The organism is Nocardiopsis aegyptia (assembly GCF_013410755.1).
In the GTDB taxonomy this organism is placed as follows: Bacteria; Actinomycetota; Actinomycetes; order Streptosporangiales; family Streptosporangiaceae; genus Nocardiopsis; species Nocardiopsis aegyptia.
This window is the reverse complement of the sequence record NZ_JACCFS010000001.1, coordinates 5,861,873-5,881,713: the sequence shown is the minus strand read 5'-3', so window position 1 is coordinate 5,881,713 and position 19,841 is coordinate 5,861,873. Positions and strand designations below refer to the sequence as shown.

Annotated in this window: 16 protein-coding genes and 1 pseudogene; 4 read left to right on the top strand and 13 right to left on the bottom strand. The window is 75.5% G+C overall.

Annotated features, from left to right (window positions below):
- Window positions 1-146: 146 nt before the first annotated feature.
- A pseudogene (locus tag HNR10_RS26295) lies at window positions 147-491 on the bottom strand (hypothetical protein); the annotation flags it as partial.
- A gap of 353 nt (window positions 492-844) precedes the next feature.
- On the opposite strand from HNR10_RS26295, the gene HNR10_RS26290 reads away from it, so the two are divergent.
- Entirely contained in the window at window positions 845-2,035 is a 1,191-nt protein-coding gene (locus HNR10_RS26290; protein ID WP_179828050.1) for a hypothetical protein, read from the top strand.
- A 161-nt stretch (window positions 2,036-2,196) separates the two neighbouring features.
- Here HNR10_RS26290 and HNR10_RS26285 read toward each other — a convergent pair whose 3' ends face one another.
- The 6 genes from HNR10_RS26285 to HNR10_RS26260 are packed head-to-tail and all read right to left on the bottom strand — an operon-like array spanning window position 2,197 to window position 11,658.
- Window positions 2,197-4,449: a TIGR03986 family type III CRISPR-associated RAMP protein gene (locus tag HNR10_RS26285; protein ID WP_179828048.1), complete on the bottom strand. Its 2,253-nt coding sequence runs from the start codon at window positions 4,447-4,449 to the stop codon at window positions 2,197-2,199.
- Window positions 4,449-5,210: a hypothetical protein gene (locus HNR10_RS26280; RefSeq protein ID WP_179828046.1), complete on the bottom strand. Its 762-nt coding sequence runs from the start codon at window positions 5,208-5,210 to the stop codon at window positions 4,449-4,451. Before HNR10_RS26280 ends, HNR10_RS26285 begins: the two co-directional genes overlap by 1 nt.
- Complete coding sequence (locus HNR10_RS26275; protein WP_312889423.1) at window positions 5,207-7,060, bottom strand: RAMP superfamily CRISPR-associated protein; 1,854 nt, start codon at window positions 7,058-7,060, stop codon at window positions 5,207-5,209. Before HNR10_RS26275 ends, HNR10_RS26280 begins: the two co-directional genes overlap by 4 nt.
- Window positions 7,057-8,883 (bottom strand): hypothetical protein, encoded by a 1,827-nt coding sequence (locus tag HNR10_RS26270; RefSeq protein ID WP_179828044.1) that lies wholly within the window; start codon window positions 8,881-8,883, stop codon window positions 7,057-7,059. Before HNR10_RS26270 ends, HNR10_RS26275 begins: the two co-directional genes overlap by 4 nt.
- 55 nt (window positions 8,884-8,938) lie before the next feature.
- Window positions 8,939-9,628: a hypothetical protein gene (locus HNR10_RS26265; protein WP_179828042.1), complete on the bottom strand. Its 690-nt coding sequence runs from the start codon at window positions 9,626-9,628 to the stop codon at window positions 8,939-8,941.
- Window positions 9,625-11,658: a hypothetical protein gene (locus tag HNR10_RS26260; protein WP_376769776.1), complete on the bottom strand. Its 2,034-nt coding sequence runs from the start codon at window positions 11,656-11,658 to the stop codon at window positions 9,625-9,627. The genes HNR10_RS26265 and HNR10_RS26260 overlap by 4 nt, the downstream gene beginning before the upstream one ends.
- 294 nt (window positions 11,659-11,952) lie before the next feature.
- On the opposite strand from HNR10_RS26260, the gene HNR10_RS26255 reads away from it, so the two are divergent.
- Window positions 11,953-12,129 (top strand): hypothetical protein, encoded by a 177-nt coding sequence (locus HNR10_RS26255; RefSeq protein WP_179828040.1) that lies wholly within the window; start codon window positions 11,953-11,955, stop codon window positions 12,127-12,129.
- A 125-nt stretch (window positions 12,130-12,254) separates the two neighbouring features.
- Here HNR10_RS26255 and HNR10_RS26250 read toward each other — a convergent pair whose 3' ends face one another.
- From HNR10_RS26250 to HNR10_RS26240, 3 genes are all read right to left on the bottom strand, one after another.
- Window positions 12,255-13,217, bottom strand: a complete 963-nt coding sequence (locus tag HNR10_RS26250; protein WP_179828038.1) for a CRISPR system precrRNA processing endoribonuclease RAMP protein Cas6 — start codon at window positions 13,215-13,217, stop codon at window positions 12,255-12,257.
- Window positions 13,218-13,304: 87 nt separating this feature from the next.
- Window positions 13,305-13,835, bottom strand: coding sequence for a DUF1697 domain-containing protein (locus HNR10_RS26245; RefSeq protein ID WP_179828036.1), 531 nt, complete (start codon window positions 13,833-13,835; stop codon window positions 13,305-13,307).
- Entirely contained in the window at window positions 13,832-14,323 is a 492-nt protein-coding gene (locus tag HNR10_RS26240) for a GNAT family N-acetyltransferase (protein WP_179828034.1), read from the bottom strand. Before HNR10_RS26240 ends, HNR10_RS26245 begins: the two co-directional genes overlap by 4 nt.
- A 109-nt stretch (window positions 14,324-14,432) precedes the next feature.
- Between HNR10_RS26240 and HNR10_RS26235 the strand changes: the two genes are divergently transcribed.
- A complete protein-coding gene (locus HNR10_RS26235; RefSeq protein ID WP_218898034.1) occupies window positions 14,433-15,497 on the top strand; it encodes a hypothetical protein in 1,065 nt (354 codons plus the stop codon).
- Here HNR10_RS26235 and HNR10_RS26230 read toward each other — a convergent pair.
- Both HNR10_RS26230 and HNR10_RS26225 read right to left on the bottom strand, forming a co-directional pair.
- On the bottom strand, window positions 15,494-17,218 hold the full coding sequence (locus HNR10_RS26230) for a solute symporter family protein (RefSeq protein WP_179828032.1): 1,725 nt from the start codon (window positions 17,216-17,218) through the stop codon (window positions 15,494-15,496). The genes HNR10_RS26235 and HNR10_RS26230 overlap by 4 nt on opposite strands.
- Window positions 17,215-17,661, bottom strand: a complete 447-nt coding sequence (locus HNR10_RS26225; RefSeq protein WP_312889422.1) for a DUF485 domain-containing protein — start codon at window positions 17,659-17,661, stop codon at window positions 17,215-17,217. Before HNR10_RS26225 ends, HNR10_RS26230 begins: the two co-directional genes overlap by 4 nt.
- 486 nt (window positions 17,662-18,147) lie before the next feature.
- Between HNR10_RS26225 and HNR10_RS26220 the strand changes: the two genes are divergently transcribed.
- The gene (locus HNR10_RS26220; protein WP_179828028.1) at window positions 18,148-18,411 is read left to right on the top strand and encodes a hypothetical protein; all 264 of its coding nucleotides are present in this window, start codon (window positions 18,148-18,150) and stop codon (window positions 18,409-18,411) included.
- Window positions 18,412-18,470: 59 nt separating this feature from the next.
- Here the strand turns inward: HNR10_RS26220 and HNR10_RS26215 are convergent, their stop codons facing one another.
- Window positions 18,471-19,577, bottom strand: a complete 1,107-nt coding sequence (locus HNR10_RS26215; protein WP_179828026.1) for a GNAT family N-acetyltransferase — start codon at window positions 19,575-19,577, stop codon at window positions 18,471-18,473.
- Window positions 19,578-19,841 lie beyond the last annotated feature (264 nt).

Sequence of the window (19,841 nt, the reverse complement as noted above, 5' to 3'; positions counted from 1 at the left end):
ACCGGTCACGAGCGCACCATGTCCTTCTTGTCGCCCGCCCGCTCGCCGCCCTTGGCCCTGCCATGGCCCCCGGCCGTGCCCTGGGCCTGGTCCCGGCCGCTCCCCCGCCCCGGGTCCGGCGCCGTCCTGGCCTGGTCCGGCCCGGCCCGGACGGGGGTGCCGCTGATCACGAAGGACCGGCACGCGGTCACCACGCCCTTGCCGTCGCGGACGAGGTCCGAGGGCACGAGCAGGTCCCGGCGCTCGGGGTGGGCCGATCCGACCACGGACGAGACGATGAACCACACGCCCTCCTGCGGTTCGGGCAGGTTGGCGCGGGTGCGTCTCTCCGCGACCAGGGGCACACCCGCGGGGACCCCCGCCGCGCCGCGCACCGGGACGCGGACGGCCTCGACCCGCGCCGGTTCGGGGGCCCGCGGCCAGCGCTGGATGACACGCGAGCGGGCGTCGACGACTGTCACCACATGCGGCGTCAGGTTGACCACCGGCATCCGGCGACCTCCGTTCCTCTCGGCGCGTGCCCGCGTTCGGTGTGCCGCGGCCACCTGGGTCACCCCCTGCCCGGGGGGTCTCACCGCAGTCTCTCGGACACAGGCGCACGAGCGTGTTCGACGCACCGAAGGGCATTCCGTGTGGCCGTTGTTGCGTATGCCCGATTCACTGGAGTGAGCCGCACTTCTTCCACCCCGGGGGCAATTGACAGTTTCCTCACGACGGAACTATTTTGGCGGGTGACCTCCCGTGCGAGCGGGGGTGTCAGCTGAGTTCTCGCGGCTCTTTCACGCGCTTTCCCGGAGGGCTGGGAAAGCGACCCGGCCCCGGATCACACCGGGGAGAAGAGTTCGTGAGCACGCACCACTGCTCCGCCTGGGAGCTGTTCGGTTCCACCTCGTTCCTGCGCGCCTTCACGCGTGTGATGGGGTGCGGCCCCTGCTCCACGGACGGAACCGCCCAGGGCTGCGCGGGCCATTCCGAACAGTTCTGCGACTACGTCGACCTGTGCGCCGAGCACTGCCCGTGCCCGGTCCACCAGGGCGACGCCGAGAGCGTCCTCGCCGTGCGCATGAGCCGCGCGGTACCGAGGGACGGCATGGTGGACCGCACCGCGGCCCACCGCCTTCGTGATGCCCTGGACGACGTCCGCCGCGACCGCTCCTACAAGAACCTGCGCCGCGTCTACCCCCAGCACGCCACCAACGGGACCGTGCGCTGCGCCTTCTCCGAGCGCCCCCGGCGGTGGGCCCAGCGCCGGGACGTCGCCCGCGTGGCCACCGACGTGGTCGAGCAGGAGGCGCTGGCCATGCTGGTGCTCACCGCGGGCTGGGGCAACCCGGCCGCCGACCTGCCCGAGGAGATCCACCAGGGCGAGAACGCCTCCTTCACCGAGGACGGCAGCGCCGTGCCCGTCGCCGACCTGCACGGGCGCGCCCTCAGCGCGGTCAAGGAACCGCCCATGGTCTCCACCGCCACCGGCGACTACCTCCTGCGCAAGCTCGCCGAACTGGCCTCCGGCCGCGACGCCGACCCTGGGCGCACCCCCGACCAGCGCCGACGGCTGCTGCTGCGCCAGGTGCTGCCGACCATCAGCGGCGAGGACGTCGCCCGCCGGCTCACGGGCGTGCTGGGCCGAATGGCGGTGGACATGCCCGACCACTTCCGGCTGGTGCAGCAGGCGCGCGGCCGGGCCCGCAGCGCGCCCTACACCCCGGTCCCCGACACCTCCGCGGCGCAGCCGGACGCGCGGACGCGGCGGGAGGTCCTGGACACGGTCGAACGGGACTGGCTGGCCCGCACCGCGCGCGCCCTCGCCGACCGGGCCCAGCGGGAGCGCGAGGTCTTCGACGCCGACCCGCAGGGCGCGCTCGACGGCCTGCTGCGCGACCTGCTCGACGAGGGGTGCCGCCGCGGCGGGCCGGACGGAATCAGGTCGGCGGACGCGGACCCGGAGGTGCCCGCGCGGTGGATCGGCGCCCAGGACGACGCCGACCTGCGCGCCGACCTGTTGGAGGCGCTGGCCGAGGCCATCGACGGGTGAGACCGACACCTTCCGCCGGGTTCCCGGCCGACCCCCTCGCCCCAGGTGGCTCCGGCGGCTCACCGGCGCCCGACCCGACGGCGACCGGCACCACCGTACGGGAGCCCGGCGGCTCCTCCCCCACCCGTGGGCGGATGTTCGGCCTGGCGGAGCGCGGCGGCTCAGCCTTCGACCGTCGGGCCCTCACCGACGCCGAAGCGAGTCGTGAGCGGAGGCAGGACCGGGTACTCCGCGAACTCGCGCAACGACATCACCCGCGTGCGATCCCAGGGCAGGCGGCCCCGCCAGCGACCGGCCAGGCACACGTCCACGGCCTGGTCGACCTCCCGCCACCGCCGGGGATCGGCCCGTCCCCCCAGGCGCCGGGCCACGAGGGCCAGGCCGAACCCGTCCAGCAGCTCGCGCACCTGGTCGACGCCGGCCCGGGTGACCCCGGCGTCGGGCGCGAGGTCCACCGCACGGGCCCGGCGGTCCACCAGGTACAGCTCGGGGCGCAGGTGCACGCTGCCCATGCCCAGCGACTTGCCCATGCCGAGCTTGTGGGCGTACTCCGGGTCGGTCGGGTCGCCGCCGTCGACCGGGTTGTCCAGCAGCAGGGCGCGCAGCAGCACTCCGAGTTCGGCGTCGGTGAGGTTGGTGAAGGTGATCCTGGAGTGGAAGGTGAGTCCGTCGCGCAGCGGGATGATGTCGCGCTGGGTGTCCCGGGGCGGCTCGCCCTGGTGCCCCGCGGGCAGGACGGTCAGACCGAGCTCCTCCTGGGCGCGCGCGTCGTAGCGCACCGGCGAGCCCAGGTCGGCGCGGTGTCGGTGCAGGTAGGCCTTGTAACCCCCCAGGCGCACGTGACCCTCGTGCGACCAGGTGACGACGTCGGGCCGGTCCCCCGCGGCCGTGTCCGGGCCCTGGACGAGGTAGTTGGCGAAGCAGCCGCGCTGCGGCGAGAGCAGCTGCACCCGCAGGGCCGACCCGTCGGGGTAGTCCGGGTCGGGGTCGGTGCTGAGCGCGTTGCCGAAGGAGACCCGCCCCTTGGACGCGCCCGCCTCGCCCGCGAAGGTGTCGGTGTCGCCGAACAGGGCGCGGCACACGTCCACGGGCCGCCCGGCCCGCTCCGCCCGGTCGGGATCGCCCTGTTGCGGCCCCAGGACCGGTCCGGGCACCGCCCGCCGGATGGGGCTGTCGTCGCTGACCGCGATGCGGTAGCCGCCCGAGCGACCGAACGAGTCCACCCGGCCGGCCAGGTCCACGTCGAACCAGACCGGTTCGGGGCCGCGCCGGGGCAGCCCGCCGCCGCCGGCGCCCGCGACGGGCGGGCGTTCGGGGTCCTCGTGCCCGGCGCCCAGGGTGTCGGGGAAGGCGGCCCGCTGGTAGCCGGTGACCTGTTCCGCGGACTCGAAGAGCTCGACCATGGCGTCGGAGACGGGCAGGCGGCCGACGTCCAGGTTCGCGGGCCGGGGGAAGAGGTAGGCGTTGCGGCGCTCGCCCGCCGCGACCCCGGTCAGGACGACCAGTGCGCCGACGATCCCGCCCTCGCGGCCCCGGCCGGGATGCGCCCGGGGCGTGTGCGCCCGCAGGTAGGCCCTGGCCTGGTGCTCGGTGGGGGCGACCGCCGCGATCCGCCGCTGGCCGGGCAGGTGGACGGCGTACACCCACCGGTACTGCAGGTGCGCGTGCTGCTCGTGGGTGGTGGGCACGTAGCCGCCGCCCCGCGGCGGGTCGGGGAACTCCTCCACCCCGAAGTCCCAGGTGCGCAGGCTCTCGCGCAGGACCCCGAAGGTGACCTTGAGGGCCTGGCCGGACTCGCCGGACAGGGAGGTCGCGGGAACCTCGACCACGTACCAGCGGGCGTCGGCCGCGGACTGGAACAGGAAGCCCTGCTTGGTGCGCAGTCCCGCGCGGCGCTTGCGGTAGTGGGCGTGCTGGTGGGCCATGACCTTGCGGGCCCGGGTCGACAGGGCGCTGTCGGTGCTGTGGGGGTCGATGCGCACGGGCGCGCGGAAGAACAGCATCGGGGTGTTGACCGGACCCGTCTCACCACTGGTGAGCATGCGGACGGTGTTGCGGACCAGGCCGCGCAGGGTCGACCCCGGGATGGCGGGCAGCGCGCGGTCCCCGTGCGGGAAGCGGGTGGAGCGGCTCACGCCCGTCCGGTCCAGGCTCTGCCCGACGAACGTCGGCGTGAGCGTGGTCGCGGTGAGTTCGATCCACCCGGTGCGGGTGCCGTCGACCGTGCGGTCGTGGCTGCGCAGCAGGTCGGCGGTGCGGTGTCCGGTGTGCAGGTCGGCGGCGGGCATGGGGGTGTCCGCGAGGCGGACGAGCCCGTAGGGGGCCGTGGCGCGGAAGCCGGACCGGTGGCCGGCGGCGGTCGGGGATCGGGATGTGTCGCCGAGACGGGCGGCGAGATCGCGGGGGTCGGCCATCAACGGTCCGCTTCCTGGATCTGGTCTCCGGTGCCGGCGTCGAACTCCGGCCCTGTGGGCTTGGTACCCGTGCGCAGGCCGGTCAGGCGGTGGAAGGCCACACCCACCGCGCCGGTCCCGGGATCGCCCGCCCAGTACTCGCGGACGGTCAGCCAGGTGCCGGTGCTCTCCAGCGCGCTCCGGCCGCCGGCCTCCGGGCGCGTCCGGCCGGAGAAGTCGTGCCAGCGCACCGGGAGGACGGCCTGCGAGCCGGAGGGTTCGGCGGTCACCGACACGGGCACTTCGCCCGGCAGGGTGCGGCTGTGCTCGGGGCCGTTCCAGCCCTGGAGGAGGAAGGACCGGTCGCGCGGCCGGAGCGGGTGGCCCGGGGCGACGGGCGCGCCGGGGGCGTCGGCGCTGATCCAGCCCGCCGCGGCGCCCTCGCCCAGCCGGATCTGGGCGTGGGGACCGAACACCAGCACCTCCAGGATCCGCCAGCGGTCGGTGTCGGGGTCCAGGGCGGGCGCGGACAGGTGGGCGGTGGGCTCCTCGTCGGATCGGCGCCAGTGCTCGTGCGGGCAGGCGCCGGTGACGCGGCCGTCGCCGAGTTCGGCGAGCAGCCACTGGGGGGCCGCGGGGGCGCCGGAGACGCCGTCGGCCCCGGTGTCGAGCAGTCGGCAGCGGACGCCGCGCACGAAGACGTCGTTCAGGACCTCGTCGATCTGGGGGCCGGTCAGGGCACGGACGGTGAGACCGGCAGGGCGTGGGGGATCGTGGCTCACCGGTGCGGCTCCTCCTCCGATGCGGTGTGGGCTGGGCGGGTGGGCTCCGGACGGTCGGGGCCGCCCGGGTGTTCGGGGTGCTCCGGAAGGTCCACGCGGTCCGGGCCGAGCCGGGCGCGGAGCGCGGCCAGCCAGCGCCGGGCGGTGCGGCCGTCCCGGGTGTCGGGGTCGCGGAGGGCCGCCATGACGTCGACGGTGTGCTCGGGGCCGCCGTCGCCGGGCACGGTCGTCAGGACCGCGCGGGTGGCGGTGAGGCGGCCGTTGCCGCTGCCGCCGCCGGAGCCGAGGGTGTCGAAGGGGACCGTGGCGAGTTCGCGCACGACCAGCGCCAGCATGCCGCGTACGGCGTCGTCGGGGTCGCGTACGTCCAGCACGACGTCGGCGGTGCCGCCGCAGTGCAGGTCGCTCGTGTACAGGCGGCCGTCGACGGCGTCGCCGAACAGGGCGTCGACGGTCAGCCGGGTGGTGGTCAGGGGCGCGCCCCCGGTGAGCGCCGGCACGCCCCTCAACCGGATCCTGGAAGGCTGGGGCCGAAGGCCCTCCAATGAGGGCGGTAGCTCAGCCCCGCGCGCAGCGCCCCCCTGAGCGATGGCGGGCGACGGGCGGGGAGGCTGGGGCCGCAGGCCCTCCGATGAGGGCGGTAGCTCGGCGTCCTCGGCGTCGGAGCCCCACCAGCACGCGTTCCAGGCACGCCACCGGTCCGGCTCGCCACCCAGGTGCTCGGCGGCGTCCCTGACCAGGCGCCCGCCGATCCGCTTGACCAGGGCGAACAGCGCGGTGTCGCCCAGGACGGGCACGAGGTCCACCTCGGTTCCGCCCTCCGGGGCCCCGCGGTCGGGCGGGGCCGGGCGGTGCCGGTGGGCGCGGTCGGCCTCCCCGAGCCGCGCGTCGGCGGGTGCGTCGCCGATCATCAGCAGCCCGGGGCGCAGTCCGGTCCCGTCGGGGTCCGCGGCACCGGCGTCCGGCGCGCCCGGTCGCTCGGCCACGGCCAGCCGCAGCCGGAGCTCGGCCCGGCGGCGGCGGTCGGGGTGGTCGGCGGCGACGGCTCTCGCGCGGGCCGCCACCGGGGCGAGGCCGACGGTGTCCAGGCACCGTGCGAGCACCTCGGCCAGGTCGTCGGAGGCACCCGGGCCGACGGACCCGGCGGCCTCCGCCCAGCGTTCCTCCCAGGTGCGGGCGTGGTAGGCGAACCAGCCCCGTTCCTCGGTGAGGTCGTGGCGGCGGGCGGTCCAGCGGGCGGCCCGCGTCCGCCCGTACCCGCGCCCGGTCCGGCCGCCGACGTGCCGGCCCGGTCCGGTGCCGTCGAGTCCGGCCGCGGCCAGCAGCAGGAGTCCGAGCAGCTCCGCCTCGTCCTCCGGCCCGGGGACGTGCAGCCGCAGCGGGACGGTGAACACCGTGCCCGCCGGCAGGACCTCCCACTGCCACGTCCGTCCCGGCCGGACCGCGCCGGTCGCCGGATCGACGCGCGTGCCGGTACGGACGGTGACGCCGGTGCCGTCGGGAAGCTCGGCGTGCGCGTCGTCGACGTCCAGTGCGCTGGGACCGGAGCCGGATCCGTCGGCCGGCGCGGCCGAACCCAGCAGGGCCCGCGCCGGTCCCGCACCGCCGGTGCGCCCGACCAGCTCGTGCCGCAGCAGCCCGGCCAGGGTGGTGGCGCGCAACCGCGGCACCCCCGTGCCCGGATCGCGGTCCACCTGCAGGTCGACGTCGCTCTCGGCGGCGTGGCGCGGGAGGGTCTGCGCCGCACCGATATGGGTGTCGGTGAGCAGGAGCAGGCGCAGGCCGAACTCCCACACGATCCGCGGCGCCCGGAGGGTGTCCGGCCGCCCCGCGTCGCTGTACTCGCTCACCGCACCGGTTCCCGCTCGCCGGGGGCGGGCCGCCCCGGGTCCCGGCGCACCACCCGGGCGGCCTCGGCCAGCCAGGAGGACACCAGGAGCACGCACAGCCGGTCGGCGGTACGCCGTTCCCAGGCCAGCGCGTGCTCGGTGAGACCACTGGGGTGGGTCGAAGCGGGGCGCCCGTCGGCGCTGGCCAGGTCGACGGCGCAGAGCGCCCTGGCGTAGGCGGGGGCGGAGCGGGGGTCGGGCCGGTGGGTCGACCACCAGGTCACGGGATCGGCCAGCCCGGCCAGCCACGCGCGCACGGTGACGCGGTCGCCGTGGCCGGGCCGGACCAGGACGGCGCGGTCCAGCACGCGCAGGGCCTTCTCGTGCAGGGGTCGGTGTGCGGGCGGGGTGCCGCCCGGCCGCACCGCCACCGTGGCCACGAGTTCGGCCAGCGCGAGCCCGCAGTCCTGGCCGGGGTGGGTGGCCAGGACCTCGCGCAGGCGGCCCAGCAGGCCGGGGGTGAGGGGTGCGAGCCCGGCCGCGGCGGCGCGGGCCAGCGACCGCGCGTGGGCGCGGACGGGTGCGGCGGCCGCGTTCCACAGCAGGGCGTCGTCGAGGGTGCGCAGCTGGCCGGTCGGTTCCAGGGGCGCCGTGGCCGGGACGGGACGGCCGTCGGGCAGGGCGACGGTCCCCGGTGCCGGGGCGGCGCGGGGCGCGGCCACGGGGGCGAGCGGCGCGGGGCCGCCCGGGGGCGGGGCCAGCAGGGTGAACTGCCCGTGGCCGTCCACGGCGCGTTCGCCCAGGGTGTGCGCCTCCAGGTCTCGGACGCGGTCGGTGGTCAGCTCGCGGTCCAGGCACAGGCGCACGACCGAGCCGGGGCGGGCCGCCCACCGCTGGGCCATCGGCCCCCGGTAGCCCCGGTGGTAGGCGCCGACCAGACCCGCCTCGACGTGCTCGGCCAGGACCCGCGCGGTGACGCCCGGCCACAGGCGGTCCAGGAGGTCGAGCACCGCCCGGGTCAGGGCCTGGGGGCGGGCCTGTCCGTCGGCGCCCACGACCAGCGCCGGGGAGAGCAGGAGCAGGTCGACGGGCTCGCCCGCTGCCCAGGAGCGCGGGCCGCCCAGCGGGTCGGCGCGGTCGGGCGAGAGCGGCTGCGCCGGGTCGACGGGTGCCACGCTCACGTCGCCGTGCGCGCGCGTTCCACCCGAGCCGAGCGTGAGGGTCCCCTCCGCCTCGGCGAGCGCGCCGACCAGGCGTTCGGCCAGGTCGGCCAGCGCCGCGTGGTCGGGGGCGCGCAGTTGCCAGCGCGCCTCGAACACCTGGCCCGGATCGATGCCGGTGGTGAAGAAGGGCAGGCCCTGCCCCGGGTCCCCGGTCCTGCTCCGTCCGAGGTAGCGCTCGGCGGTCGTGCGGACCTCGGCGCGCAGCGAGCGGTCCAGGGTGATGAGCTCGCGTACGGCACGGTAGGGGGTGTCGGGATCGGTCTCGCCGAAGACGTCGACCGTGGTCCGGCCCTGCTTGCCGGGTGTGTAGAGGTAGGCCGGGGGCGGGTAGGCCGCCGCCGCGCGCGGGCGCGGCCGGTCCGGCGCCGCCGCCTCGGGTTCGAGCCGGGGGTAGGCGGGAGCGAAGCGCACCCGTCGGCCCCTGGCGACCCACTCCTGGAGCTCCCGGGTGCGTCCGGCCGCTCGGAGGGCGGCGGCGAGCATGCCGCGCTGGGCGCGCCCGCCGATGGTGTGCTCGGAGTCCACCCGCAGCGGGTCGAAGGACGTGCGCACGGCCACGGAGCCGGTGAGCACGAACCGGAGGGGGAGGTAGGCGCCCACGGCGACATCGGGGTCGTTCACCTCGCCGCCCCCGGAACGGGCGGGCGGCGCGGCCGCCGTCGGTTCGGACTCGTGTTCACGCGCGCGCCTCCTCCCGCTCGTCGGACGCCACCGGACCCGGTGGCGCGGCCAGGCGCAGTGTCTCGGCGTGCGGGTCGGCGCCGTCGGGCCCGGCCAGCCGTACGTCCACCCTGCCCCGTCCGCGGGTGGCCTTCAAGCCGATCTGGGTGGTCGCCAGGCAGGCGCGGGCCAGGATCCGCCAGTGCTCGGGGCCGGGCGGGACCGACCAGGTGAGCGCGGCGGTCAGGACCGGTCCGGGCAGGAGGATCCGGTGGGTGCGCAGTCCGCCGGGGACGGGCGCGCCGTCGGGGCCGACCGCCGTGCCCGACTCCAGCGCCGTGAAGGCGTCGGTGACCGCACGGCGCAGTGTGGAGCGCTCGGGTTCGGCGCGCCCGGCCAGGGCTCGGGCGACCGCGGCGCGCACGTCGTCGTCGAGTACCGCGTGCCCCAGGCGCAGGAGGCGGCCGGAGCCGTGCGAGCGGCTGCGCCCGAAGACCTGCCCGGCCGGGCCCGCCAGGTCCGCGGCGACCGTCAGCGCGCGGCCGGCGCCCTCGGACAGCCGGGCCGCCAGGCGGTGCCGCGGCAGGTAGGGCAGCCCGTGGGCGTCGGTGACGATGTCGGTGTCGGCGCCCGTGCCGTCCGCGCTGGCCCCGACGAAGAGCGCCGGTGCGGCCAGGCGGACGACGATCCGGTCCGGAGCGCTCATGCCGGCGCGCCCGTCGGACCGGGAAGAGGGCCACCGACCCCTGTCCGCCCTCGGTCATGGGGCCGGTGGGGTTCGAGGGCCGCCGCCAGGCCCGGGTCCAGGTACAGGTCCAGCACCTCGACGGCGTCGAGCAACGCGCCGGGGGTCCAGTCCCGGGGCAGCGCCGCGGGCACTCCGGTCACCCGGGTGCGGCGGTGGAGTTCGGCGGAGGGGTCGCCTCCCGACTTCAGGAGCGGGACCAGGGACGACACCAGCCAGCTCCGGTGGCGGGTGTCGCCGTCGGCGAGCAGGCTGTCCGGAGCCCCCGCGGACAGGTACCGGTCCAGGAAGTCGGCGAAGGCGGTCCCGGTCATCGGCAGGGCGGTGCGCGGCGGCGCGGCCGAGCGCGCACGGTCCAGGCGGCGCAGGACGCGGTCCACACCGTCGAAGCGGGTCGTCCAGGCCACGGCGTGGTCGTCGGGGGCGCCGTGCTCCATGAGTTCGACCCTGTGGTCCTTGGCGCGGCGGCACATGGCCTCGCACAGGTCGTAGCCCAGGGACAGGGGGGCGCCGACGGGCTGGACCGCGATGCCCACGCCGACCGTCGGCACGAACGTGGTGTGCGCCGTATGCGTCCCGCGCGCACCGGCGACCGTCCGGGCGCCCACCCCGCCGTGCGCGCGGGCCAGCTCCCGGTGCAGAGCCACCCGGGGGTCTCCGGCGGCGCCGATCCGCTCGGGGTCGGCGTCCAGCCAGTCCAGCGCGTAACGGGTCAGGCTCAGTGCCAGGCGGGCGTCGCAGAGCACGGTGAGGTCGTCGCCCGCGACCACGATCGGGCGCACCGGCAGGCGCACGGTCCCGGTCGGCGACCGGTGCAGGGTGAGCGGCGCTGCCGCCCCGGAGCCGGGCACGGTGGCCGGCCGGCCCGGATCGGCGCGCACGGTGGTGGCCACCGCCCGGACCAGGGCGCGGGCCAACCCCTCGGTCAGGCCCGCGATACGCGTGGACAGGCCCCGCTGGGCGGCCGCCCCGGAGCCGGGAACCGCCGGGTCCCCGGCGCGGTCGCGGTACTCGCCCAGGATGGCGCCGAGCCCGTTGACGTCGATGTGCACGACCGCGATTCGGCTGAGGTCGCCGTGGTCGCGGCCGAGGCGGTCGATCTCCATCGGCAGTTCCAGGCGGGGCCGACCGGTGGCGGTGGCCGCGCCCGCCAGCCAGGCGGCACTGTGCGCGCGGTGCCAGCGGCGGCCGATCCCCCGGGCCCGGGCGACGTCGGCTGCGACGCGCTCGGGGACCCCGGCGCGGTCGTCCTGGGCGCGGCTGCTGTCGACCGACTCCGCCGGTCCGCCGCCGACGGAGCACACAGCGGTGATCCCGTAGCCGTGCGCGGGGGTGTGCAGCGCCGACATCCGCCGCCGGGCCGCCCGCAGGCGCGCGGGGAGCCGTTCCAACGCCTCATCCACCCCGCGGGCCACCGCCGCCTCATCCACCCCACGGGCCGCCGCTCTCACCGCGTCCACACCTCGGGGTGCCTCCGCCGCCTCATCCACCCCACGGGCCGCCGCTCTCACCGCGTCCACACCTCGGGGTGCCTCCGCCGTCTCATCAATCCCGCGGGCCACCGACGACACCTCCTCCCCCGCGTCACCCGCCGTCTCCCGCTCCCCGGCCGGCGCGTCCGGCCCGTAGGGCACGTGCGCCACGACCGGGGTGAGGTCGCCGGCCCGGTCGCGCAGCAGTCGCGTGTACCGGGCGGTGAAGGCGCGCGCCGCCGCGGGGTCGGGCAGGACGACCGTGAGCGCCCCGCCCGCGTCGCGCAGGACGACGCAGTCCTCGGGGACCAGGTCGGCGATGCCGTGGTGGCGGTCGGAGGTGTCGGTGAGCTCGGCGACCAGCGCGGCCCGCCCCACCGCGTCCAGGATGCGGCGGCCGCTGTAGACGTAGGCCTGGATCCCGCGCAGGTCGACACCGACGACCACGCCGCGCTCCGGCGGCCGGGCGGGAGTGGTCCCGCCCCGGCGGCGGGGTCGCTGCTCGCTGGCGCGCGTCACAGTGTCGGGCTCCTCGTCGTCGGGTCCGGCTGGTCCGGTTGGTCGGTCCCGGCCCACCGGGCCGGGTGCGTGCGTGGCACCCTTCGCGCGCAGCGGGGGCCGCACGCGCGAAGGGCTCTCTCCTGGTCTCTCTCGGACGATGGCGGGCGCCGGGCCTCGAGCAGAACACCACGGATACCAGTCCGCACCCCTCCCGCACATCCCTTTCGCCCGGTGTGTCCCGTTCTGGCCACCGCCTCCGACCGGCTGTCCGAGAGAGCTGGATGCACACCCCACCCCGCTACGGAGGTTCCCATGGTGGTCCAGCGCCCAGCCGAGCCGGTCGCCCGCCGCGGCCGCGACCTGACCGACCCCCAGGCACCGGCGGCACCGCCGCTGACCGTCCAGGACCTGGTACCGCACCTGCGCGGACTCGCCCGCGCACTGCGCGACCAGGACGCGGGCCCACCCGACCGGTCACGGCACGGGTGAGCGCGCGTCGGCGCCTCCCGCCCCCGTCCACGGGGCGGGTGACGCCGGAGCGCGCGTCCGGGACGGCGACGGACCGGCACCGGTCCCCGCTCCCGTCCTCGAGCGGGAACCGGCGGTCGTGGGGATCAGTCGAACAGCGTTCCGCCGAACTCCTCGGCCTCGGCCACCGCGTGCGAACGGGGCTCGGCGGGGCGCCGGGACCCGGCCGGCCGCGCCACCCGGTGCGGTGACCGGCGCGCCCGCGCCACCGGGACCCCGGTGGCGAAGCGGTCGCTGGTCACGGTGTCCACCCGCAGGGACCCGAACCCCTGGGCCGTGTACTTGCCCGCGCCGGCCAACTCCAGGAGTTCGAGCAGGGCGGCGAAGGCGTCGGCGTGGCCGCGGTCGCCGCCGACCAGGTCCAGGACGAACCCGCCCTGCCAGCCCAGGACGGTCCGGTTCTCGGCGTGGCGGTGCTCCGCCAGCCGCAGGTCCTGCCCCTGCAGCGGCGATCGGCGCACCTGCGCCAGCCCCTCCAGGACCAGGTCGAGCCAGTGTTCGGCCAGGTCCGGCGGCGCGAAGCGCGCGACCGCGCCCACGGCGCCGCTGCCGCCGACGATCCCGCCGCCGGACCGGTGCACCGCGCCGAACAGGCGGCGCGGGTGCGGCCAGATGTGCGGGATGCGCTCCCCGGAGGCGTCGCGGGTGGTCATCACCACGGGGGTCCGGCTGCGCACTTCGGCCGAACGGAGCACGGAGGGGCCGCGCGGCGCGGTCAGGACCTGCTCGTAGGTGTGGTCGAAGGTCCGGGTCACCGACAGCGGCTCCAGCAGGTGGTCGCCGATCCGCTGGGGCTCGCCCACCAGGTCCACGGGGTCCACCGGGGGCGGCACGTCGTCGTCCAACCAGGTCAGGGTCCAGTGGTACAGGTGGTCGCCCAGCGGGACCGGCCAGCCGTTCATCGACCAGCGCTTGGCCGCGGCGTGCTCCTCCGGCGGCTGCGGCCACCAGCGGTTGAGCAGTCCGTGGCAGTCCTCCGGCCGGATCGGCCGCGCCGTGTCGGCCAGGTCGCGCAGGATCGCCGTCCACCGTCTCGGCACGGGCAACACCCCTCTCCCCTGCTCGTGCGGGCGGACGTGCACCGCCCTCGGATCACCGAGGACCACTCTCGGACAGTGGCGCACGGCGAGCGGGCATCAGCGCTCGGCCATCTCCAGCATCCGCAGCACGGTGCGCCAGTTGCGCGCGGTGACCGTTCCGTCCGTGTACCGGCCCACCACCTCCGGCAGCTTGGCGAAGCGGATGCCGTCCTCGTGGCACGTGTAGACCTCGGTGCCGGTGACCGCCAGGCGCTCGCGCGGGTAGGCGGACAGGTCCAGGGCGCCCAGGGCCCCGGTGTCGAACGGGGCGGTGCCGAACAGGACCAGGAACCGCGCGGGGTCGGACACCTCCAGCGGATTGTCCGCCACGACGGCCCGCATCCGCTCGGCGGAGCGCACGACGGTCGGCACGTCGAATCCGAACCGCTCCCGGATCGCCGCGGAGACCGCCGCGGCGACGGCCCCGCCGTCGTCGGTGTCGGCGTCCAGGACCGCGTTGCCGCTCTGGACGTAGGTGGCCGCGTTCGTGTACCCGAGTCCGCCGAGGAGTTCCCGCAGGTCGGCCATGGGCAGGCGCCGGTGGCCCCCGACGTTGATCCCGCGCAGCAGCACGACGTACCTGGTCACCGCAGCCTCCGGTACATCACGTGCAGGCCGACGAAGCCCTTGGTCGGGTGCCGGAACGCCTCGGGGACGGTGGTCAGGATCTCGAAGCCGAGCGAGCGCCACAGCGCGACGGCCCGCGTGTTGGTCTCCACCACCGCGTTGAACTGCATGGCCCGGAAGCCGTCGGCGCGCGCCTGCTCGACGGTGTGCTCGCACAGGGCGCGGCCGATGCCCCGACCGCTGTGGTCGGGGTGGACCATGAACCCGGCGTTGGCCACGTGGGAGCCCCCGCCCGCCTGGTTGGGGTGGCTCTCCGCGGTGCCGACGACGGTGCCGTCCTCGTCGACGGCGACGAACGTGCGCCCCGGCGCCTGCTTCATCCACGTCCGGCGGGCCCGCTCCTCGTCGATGTCGGGGTCCCAGGTGAAGGTGTCGCCCGCGGCGACGATGCCGCTGAGGAAGGCCCAGATTCCGGGCCAGTCGTCGGTGCGCGCGTCTCTGATCTGCATGGCCGCCATCCTGCCGTGCCGCCGGGGCACCGGCAACCACGATTCGGCCGGTGCCCGTGGCGTCCGCCCCGGCCCGTGCACCACAATGGCCTCACCGACCCGTACGACCATGGAGACCGGAGACACCGTGCCCCGTCTGAGCCACACCTTCGACATCACCCCGGTGGCCCGTGAGGTGGTCGGGGAGACGGTCGCCGCCGCGTACGAGGTCGCGCGCTCCTGCCGGTTCGACGGCCGGGGCTGGCTGTTGACGCCGGACGAGGCGACCCGCGACCGGTTGGACGAGCACGCCGAGAGCCTGGGCCTCGTGGACCGCGAGGCGCTCCGGGAGGCCCGCCGCGAGCGCCGGGAAGCCGCCGAGCGCCTGCGGAACGCCACCGGCCTCGACGCCGAGGAGGCCGAGACCCTGCGGGTGCGCTCCTCCGTCCTGGCCCTGCAGTTGCAGTCCGGCCGCCACCTCGCCCCCCGCACGCACTACCACCTGGCCGAACTCACCGCCGAGGGTGTGCCCCTGGAGCCGGTGTACGCGGATCAGGGCTGGAGCGGCACCGGGGTGACTCTGCTCTCCTGGGACGAGCACGGCACCTCGCGGGTGGAGTACGCCATGCCCGACACCGTCGGCTCCGACGAGCCCCCCGTCACCTCGGGCACGGTGACGCACGACGCCGCGGCCGGGCTGCTCACCGCGACCGCCTCGATCCGGCTGCCAGGCCGCGGTGCCTGGCTGCGCTCGGCCGAGGGCTCCCTGACCGTCGACACCCACGCCTGGTACGCCGCCCTGGAGGGGACGGGCGACACCGGGGCGGCCCCGCCCGCGCGGTTGGAGGCCGCCCACCGCCTGGTCGACATCACCGCCTGGCTGTCGCCCTCCCTCACCCCCGACGGCCGGTGGTCGGTCGAGGCGGTCCTGGACGCGCGCGGCCGCGGTCCGTTCCGGCCGTTCATGGCGATGGTCTTCTGGGCGCTGCGGACCTCGTTCCGCCGCGAGGAGAAGGCCGCGGCCGGGCACCCGGACCGGCCGACCCCGCGCCGGCAGCTGGCCGAGGCGGTCCGGGCGTGGGACCGCGTCGCGGCCAACGCGCCGCGCCTGCCGGACTACCTGCGCGAGGTCGCCAAGGCCCTGGCCGCGGCACGGCCCAAGCCCTCGGGCGGGTACCCGCCGCACACGCCCTAGTCCTGCTCCGCTCCCCAGCCGGTGAGCGAGCGCACCCGCAGTTCGGTGAAGCGGGCGGAGTCGCGCTCCGGGGAGAGCAGGCTCCCGACGATCGCGCACGCGAACCCGATCGGCACCGCGACCAGCGCCGGGTTCTCCATCGGGAACACCTGGATGTCGATCCAGGCGGGCAGCACCGACAGGCTCTCCCCGGTCACCGGGTGGGTCCGGCCCGACACCACGGGCGAGAGCGCCATCAGCACCAGCGTGGCCGACAGCCCGCCGTAGACCCCCCACTCCACGCCCTGGGTGTTGAACCGCCGCCAGAACATGGTGAGCACGATGACGGGCAGGTTGGCCGCCGCGGCGATGGCGAAGGCCAGCCCGACGAGGAAGGCGACGTTCTGGTTCTGGGCCTGGACCGCCAGCACGATCGCGACCGCGCCGACCAGGCAGGCCGAGAAGCGCGCCACGCCCACCTCCTGCGACTCGCGCGGGCGCCCCCACATGAGAATGTGCCCGAACACGTCGTGCGCGATGGAGGAGGACGAGGCCAGCGTGAGGCTGGCGATGACGGCCAGGATGGTCGCCAGGGCCACCGCCGACACCAGCGCCAGCATGACCGCGGCGCCCACCGGTCCGGCGGTCAGCCGCCCCACCTCCTCGGCGAGCAGCGGCACGGCCGTGTTCCCCGAGGCGTCGGCGGCCAGGATGCGCTCGGACCCGACCAGGGCCGCGGCGCCGAAGCCCAGCGCCAGCGTCATGAGGTAGAAGGCGCCGATCATCACGATCGTGCGGTTGACCGAGGTACGCGCCGAGCGCCCGTCCGGGACCGTGTAGAAGCGGATGAGGATGTGCGGCAGGGCGACCGTGCCCAGGACCAGCGCCAGGCCCAGGCTGATGAGGTCGAGCTTGTTGAACGCGGTCTGCACGGGGTCGCCGGGCACCTCGACGCCCAGGCGCAGGCCGGGCTCCAGGAACGCCGAGCCGTGTCCGCTGGCGTCGGCCGCCGCCCCGAGCAGCGCGCGCGGGTCGAAGGAGAACAGCGACAGCACCAGCGCGGTCAGCAGCCCGGTGACGGTCAGCAGCAGGATCGCCTTGATGATCTGCAGCCACGTGGCCGCCTTCATCCCGCCGTACATGACGTAGACGATCATCAGGATGCCGACCAGGACGATCGCGCCGGTGCGGGCCTGGTCCGCGCTCAGGCCCAGGAAGGATCCGCCGTCGTGCAGGCCGAGCAGGACCGCGACCAGGGCGCCCGCACCGACCATCTGCGCGACCAGGTAGAACACGCACACCGTGACGGTGGAGACCGCGCACGCCAGGCGCACGCGCATCCGGCGCATCCGGAACGCGGGCAGGTCGGCCATGGTGAACCGGCCGGTGTTGCGCATCAGCTGGGCCATCGGCAGGACGAGCAGCCAGGCGACCAGGAAACCGATGGAGTACAGGAAGCCGTCGTAGCCCTGCAGGGCGATCATCCCCGCGATGCCCAGGAACGAGGCCGCCGAGAGGTAGTCACCGGTCAGCGCCAGCCCGTTCTGGGTACTGGAGAAGCCGCGCCCGCCGGCGAAGTAGTCGACGGCCCCGCGTGTGGTGCGGCGCACACGGATCGAGATGACCAGGGTCACCAGGACGAAGAGGGCGAACAGGGCCAGCGTCCAGGCGTGCGCGGGGCCGAACTGGCCCTCCAGTGCGCTGACGAGGGATTCCGGGATCGGTGGGGCCGTGGGGTTCATCGCCGCGACACCCGCCCGGTGAGGGTGCCGTCGGCGCGGGCGCGGTCACGGATCTCCGCGGCCAGTGGGTCGATCGCGCGCGTGGAGAAACGGCCGAACGCCCACGCCAGCACGAAAGTCAGCAGGAACTGCCCGATTCCCATCAGCAGGGCGACGTTGACGGAGTCGGCCACCTGGTAGCTCATCACGTCCCGCGCATAGGCGGACAGCAGAAGGTAGGTGAGGTAACTCAAAAGGAACAATGACACCAGAACGGCGACTTGGAGCGCGAACCTCCGGCGGAGTTTCACGAAGCGCGGATCGACCGACAGCCGTTCCCAGGCGTAGGCCGTGTCGGCCCGCTCCCGGCGCCTGGCCGAGTCCGACCAGGTCACGTCGGCGACGACACCCTCCCCTGGGCCGCCACCACGGCTTCTGTAGGTTCCCTCCATATACTCGACCACAGCTCTCCCCCTGATTCGAGTCCCGGATTCCGTCCCCCACGGACTCCGTCCTGCGCCGGGGCGCGCCGGACGGGCGCGGCTTCCCGGTTTCCACGAGGCGGTCATGCGGTCGGACCGCCGTCAGTGGAGACAGGGCACACGATAACCATCCGACCGCGCCCCTGTTCGTCGAACAAGGAAATCGATACGCGCGAATACGTTGCGTTGTTCCGCGGGAATCGGTCAAAGGGAACCCGGCGCGAAATACCCGGCACCGGAATTTCGGCCGGTTCCGGCGGCCGCGACGGCACCGACACCCCTTCGGACCCCCAGGTCACCCCGGGCGCACGCGTCGCGCGTGGGCCCAACGACCCTCCGTCTTCGCTAGGCTTCGGGGCGACCCCGAACCCATGACGGAATCCCGGAGCATGTCCGGGGTACCGCGTTCGTACACGTGTATGATCAGGGGTCCGCCTGTTCACGCCATACCGAAGGGAAATCCCCGCCGTGGTCACCGAGGTCTTCACGCGCAAGTACTGCGACCCCCACGCCGTCCGCGAGGAGAAGGTCGAGGCGTCTGAGGTCATCCAGTTCGCCTGGGAGGGCGCCGTCCGCGAGGTGGACGCCTGCGAGGAGTGCTTCAAGGAGCACCAGGTCAAGCTGGAGCCCCTCGTCGACTACTCGCGCCCGGTCAAGAAGCGCCGCGCCACCAAGAAGGCGGCGGCCGACAACGGCGGTGCCGCCTCCGGCGACGAGTCCGCCGACCAGTAGGGCCGAGCGGGTGTCGGCGACACCCTCAGTGGCCGCCGACACCCGCGTTCCCATGGGCCTCAGCCCCGCTTCATCAGGCGCGCGAACCGCCCGACGCGCCGCGCCTGCTCGCCCGGATCCGTCTGGAGCGCCTCGGCGACCGGCAGCCGGGCGTGCACCCAGGTGCCGCTCCGCGTCTGCACGGACGCGCCGAAACGACGCATGATCCTCAGCATCCCGGTGTTGCCCAGAGTGGTCTCGGCCCGGACCTCGGCCAGCCCCCAGTCCGCGGCGATCACCGTCAGCGCCCGGGTGAGCGCCGTCCCCACCCCGCTGCCCTGCCAGGCGTCCTCCACCAGGAAGGCGATCTCGCCCACGCCCGGGTCGAGCGTGTACATCAGGTGGCCCAGGGCGACCGGCTCCTCCCGGCCCTGCGGCCGCACCGCCAGGGTCAGCCCACGTTCGGCGTCACAGAACACCCGCAGCATGCGCGGGCTCAGCTCGTTCACGCCCGCGAGGTAGCGGTTGCGCACGGTCTCCTCGGAGCAGCGGCGGTGCAGGTCGCGCAGAGCCGGCGCGTCCGCCTCGCGCACCTGGCGCAGGGCCAGGCCCAGCCCCTGGGGCGTACGGACGACGCGGTCGGTGGGCACCGGCCCGGTGGAGGGCATGACCGAGCGCACCAGGGCGTCGGCCCGGCTCGACTCGGTCCAGGTGAAGGGGCGTGAGGAGCGCACGACCAGCACGCCGCGCAGGGGGCCGACCGGCACCAGCATCGCGGTTCCGGCGGCCGTGCCGTCCGCGCTCTCGACCGCGCTCTCGGCCCGCGTGAGGTTGGTCCAGCGGGCGTCGTCGGCCAACAGCAGCTCCCCCAGCGCGTCCGGCAGGGCGTTGGGGTGCGCGCGCAGCCGCGCGGTCAGCAGCAGCGCCCGGGTGACGTCGTCCCCGACCTCGCGCCTCTGGGCGGGAACGGCGGTCACCGTGCCGGACGGGCAGTGCTCGGCCAGCGCCCGGACGGCCTCGGTGTGACCGCCCGGGAGGTCGACCACGAACTCGTCGACGACACCGGACACGTCCGTGTGGACGGACAGGCCGACGATGTCGCCGCCGTGGTCCGCCAGGACGCCGACCACGCCCGCCAGACCGCCGGGGCGGTCCTCGACCGCGGTCCTGATCCGCCACAGAGCCAACGAGACCTCCTGGAGGGAAGGTGCCCCCGTCGCCGCGGGACCACGCTGTCCCGCGGCGACGGACGCGCACCGACGTGATTCCAGGATCGGGCCGCCGCGTTTCGGCGGTGTCAACCCGCCGTTGAGTTCGCGCACAGGCCCGGTTACCGGCGGGTCAACGCACGCGCGCGGGGTTCGCGGAGCAACGCACGTGCTCAGGGCTCGCGGACCAGCGCGCGTGTCCGAGGGCTCCCGGAACAGCTCGCGCGGTGAGGGCTCGCGGCC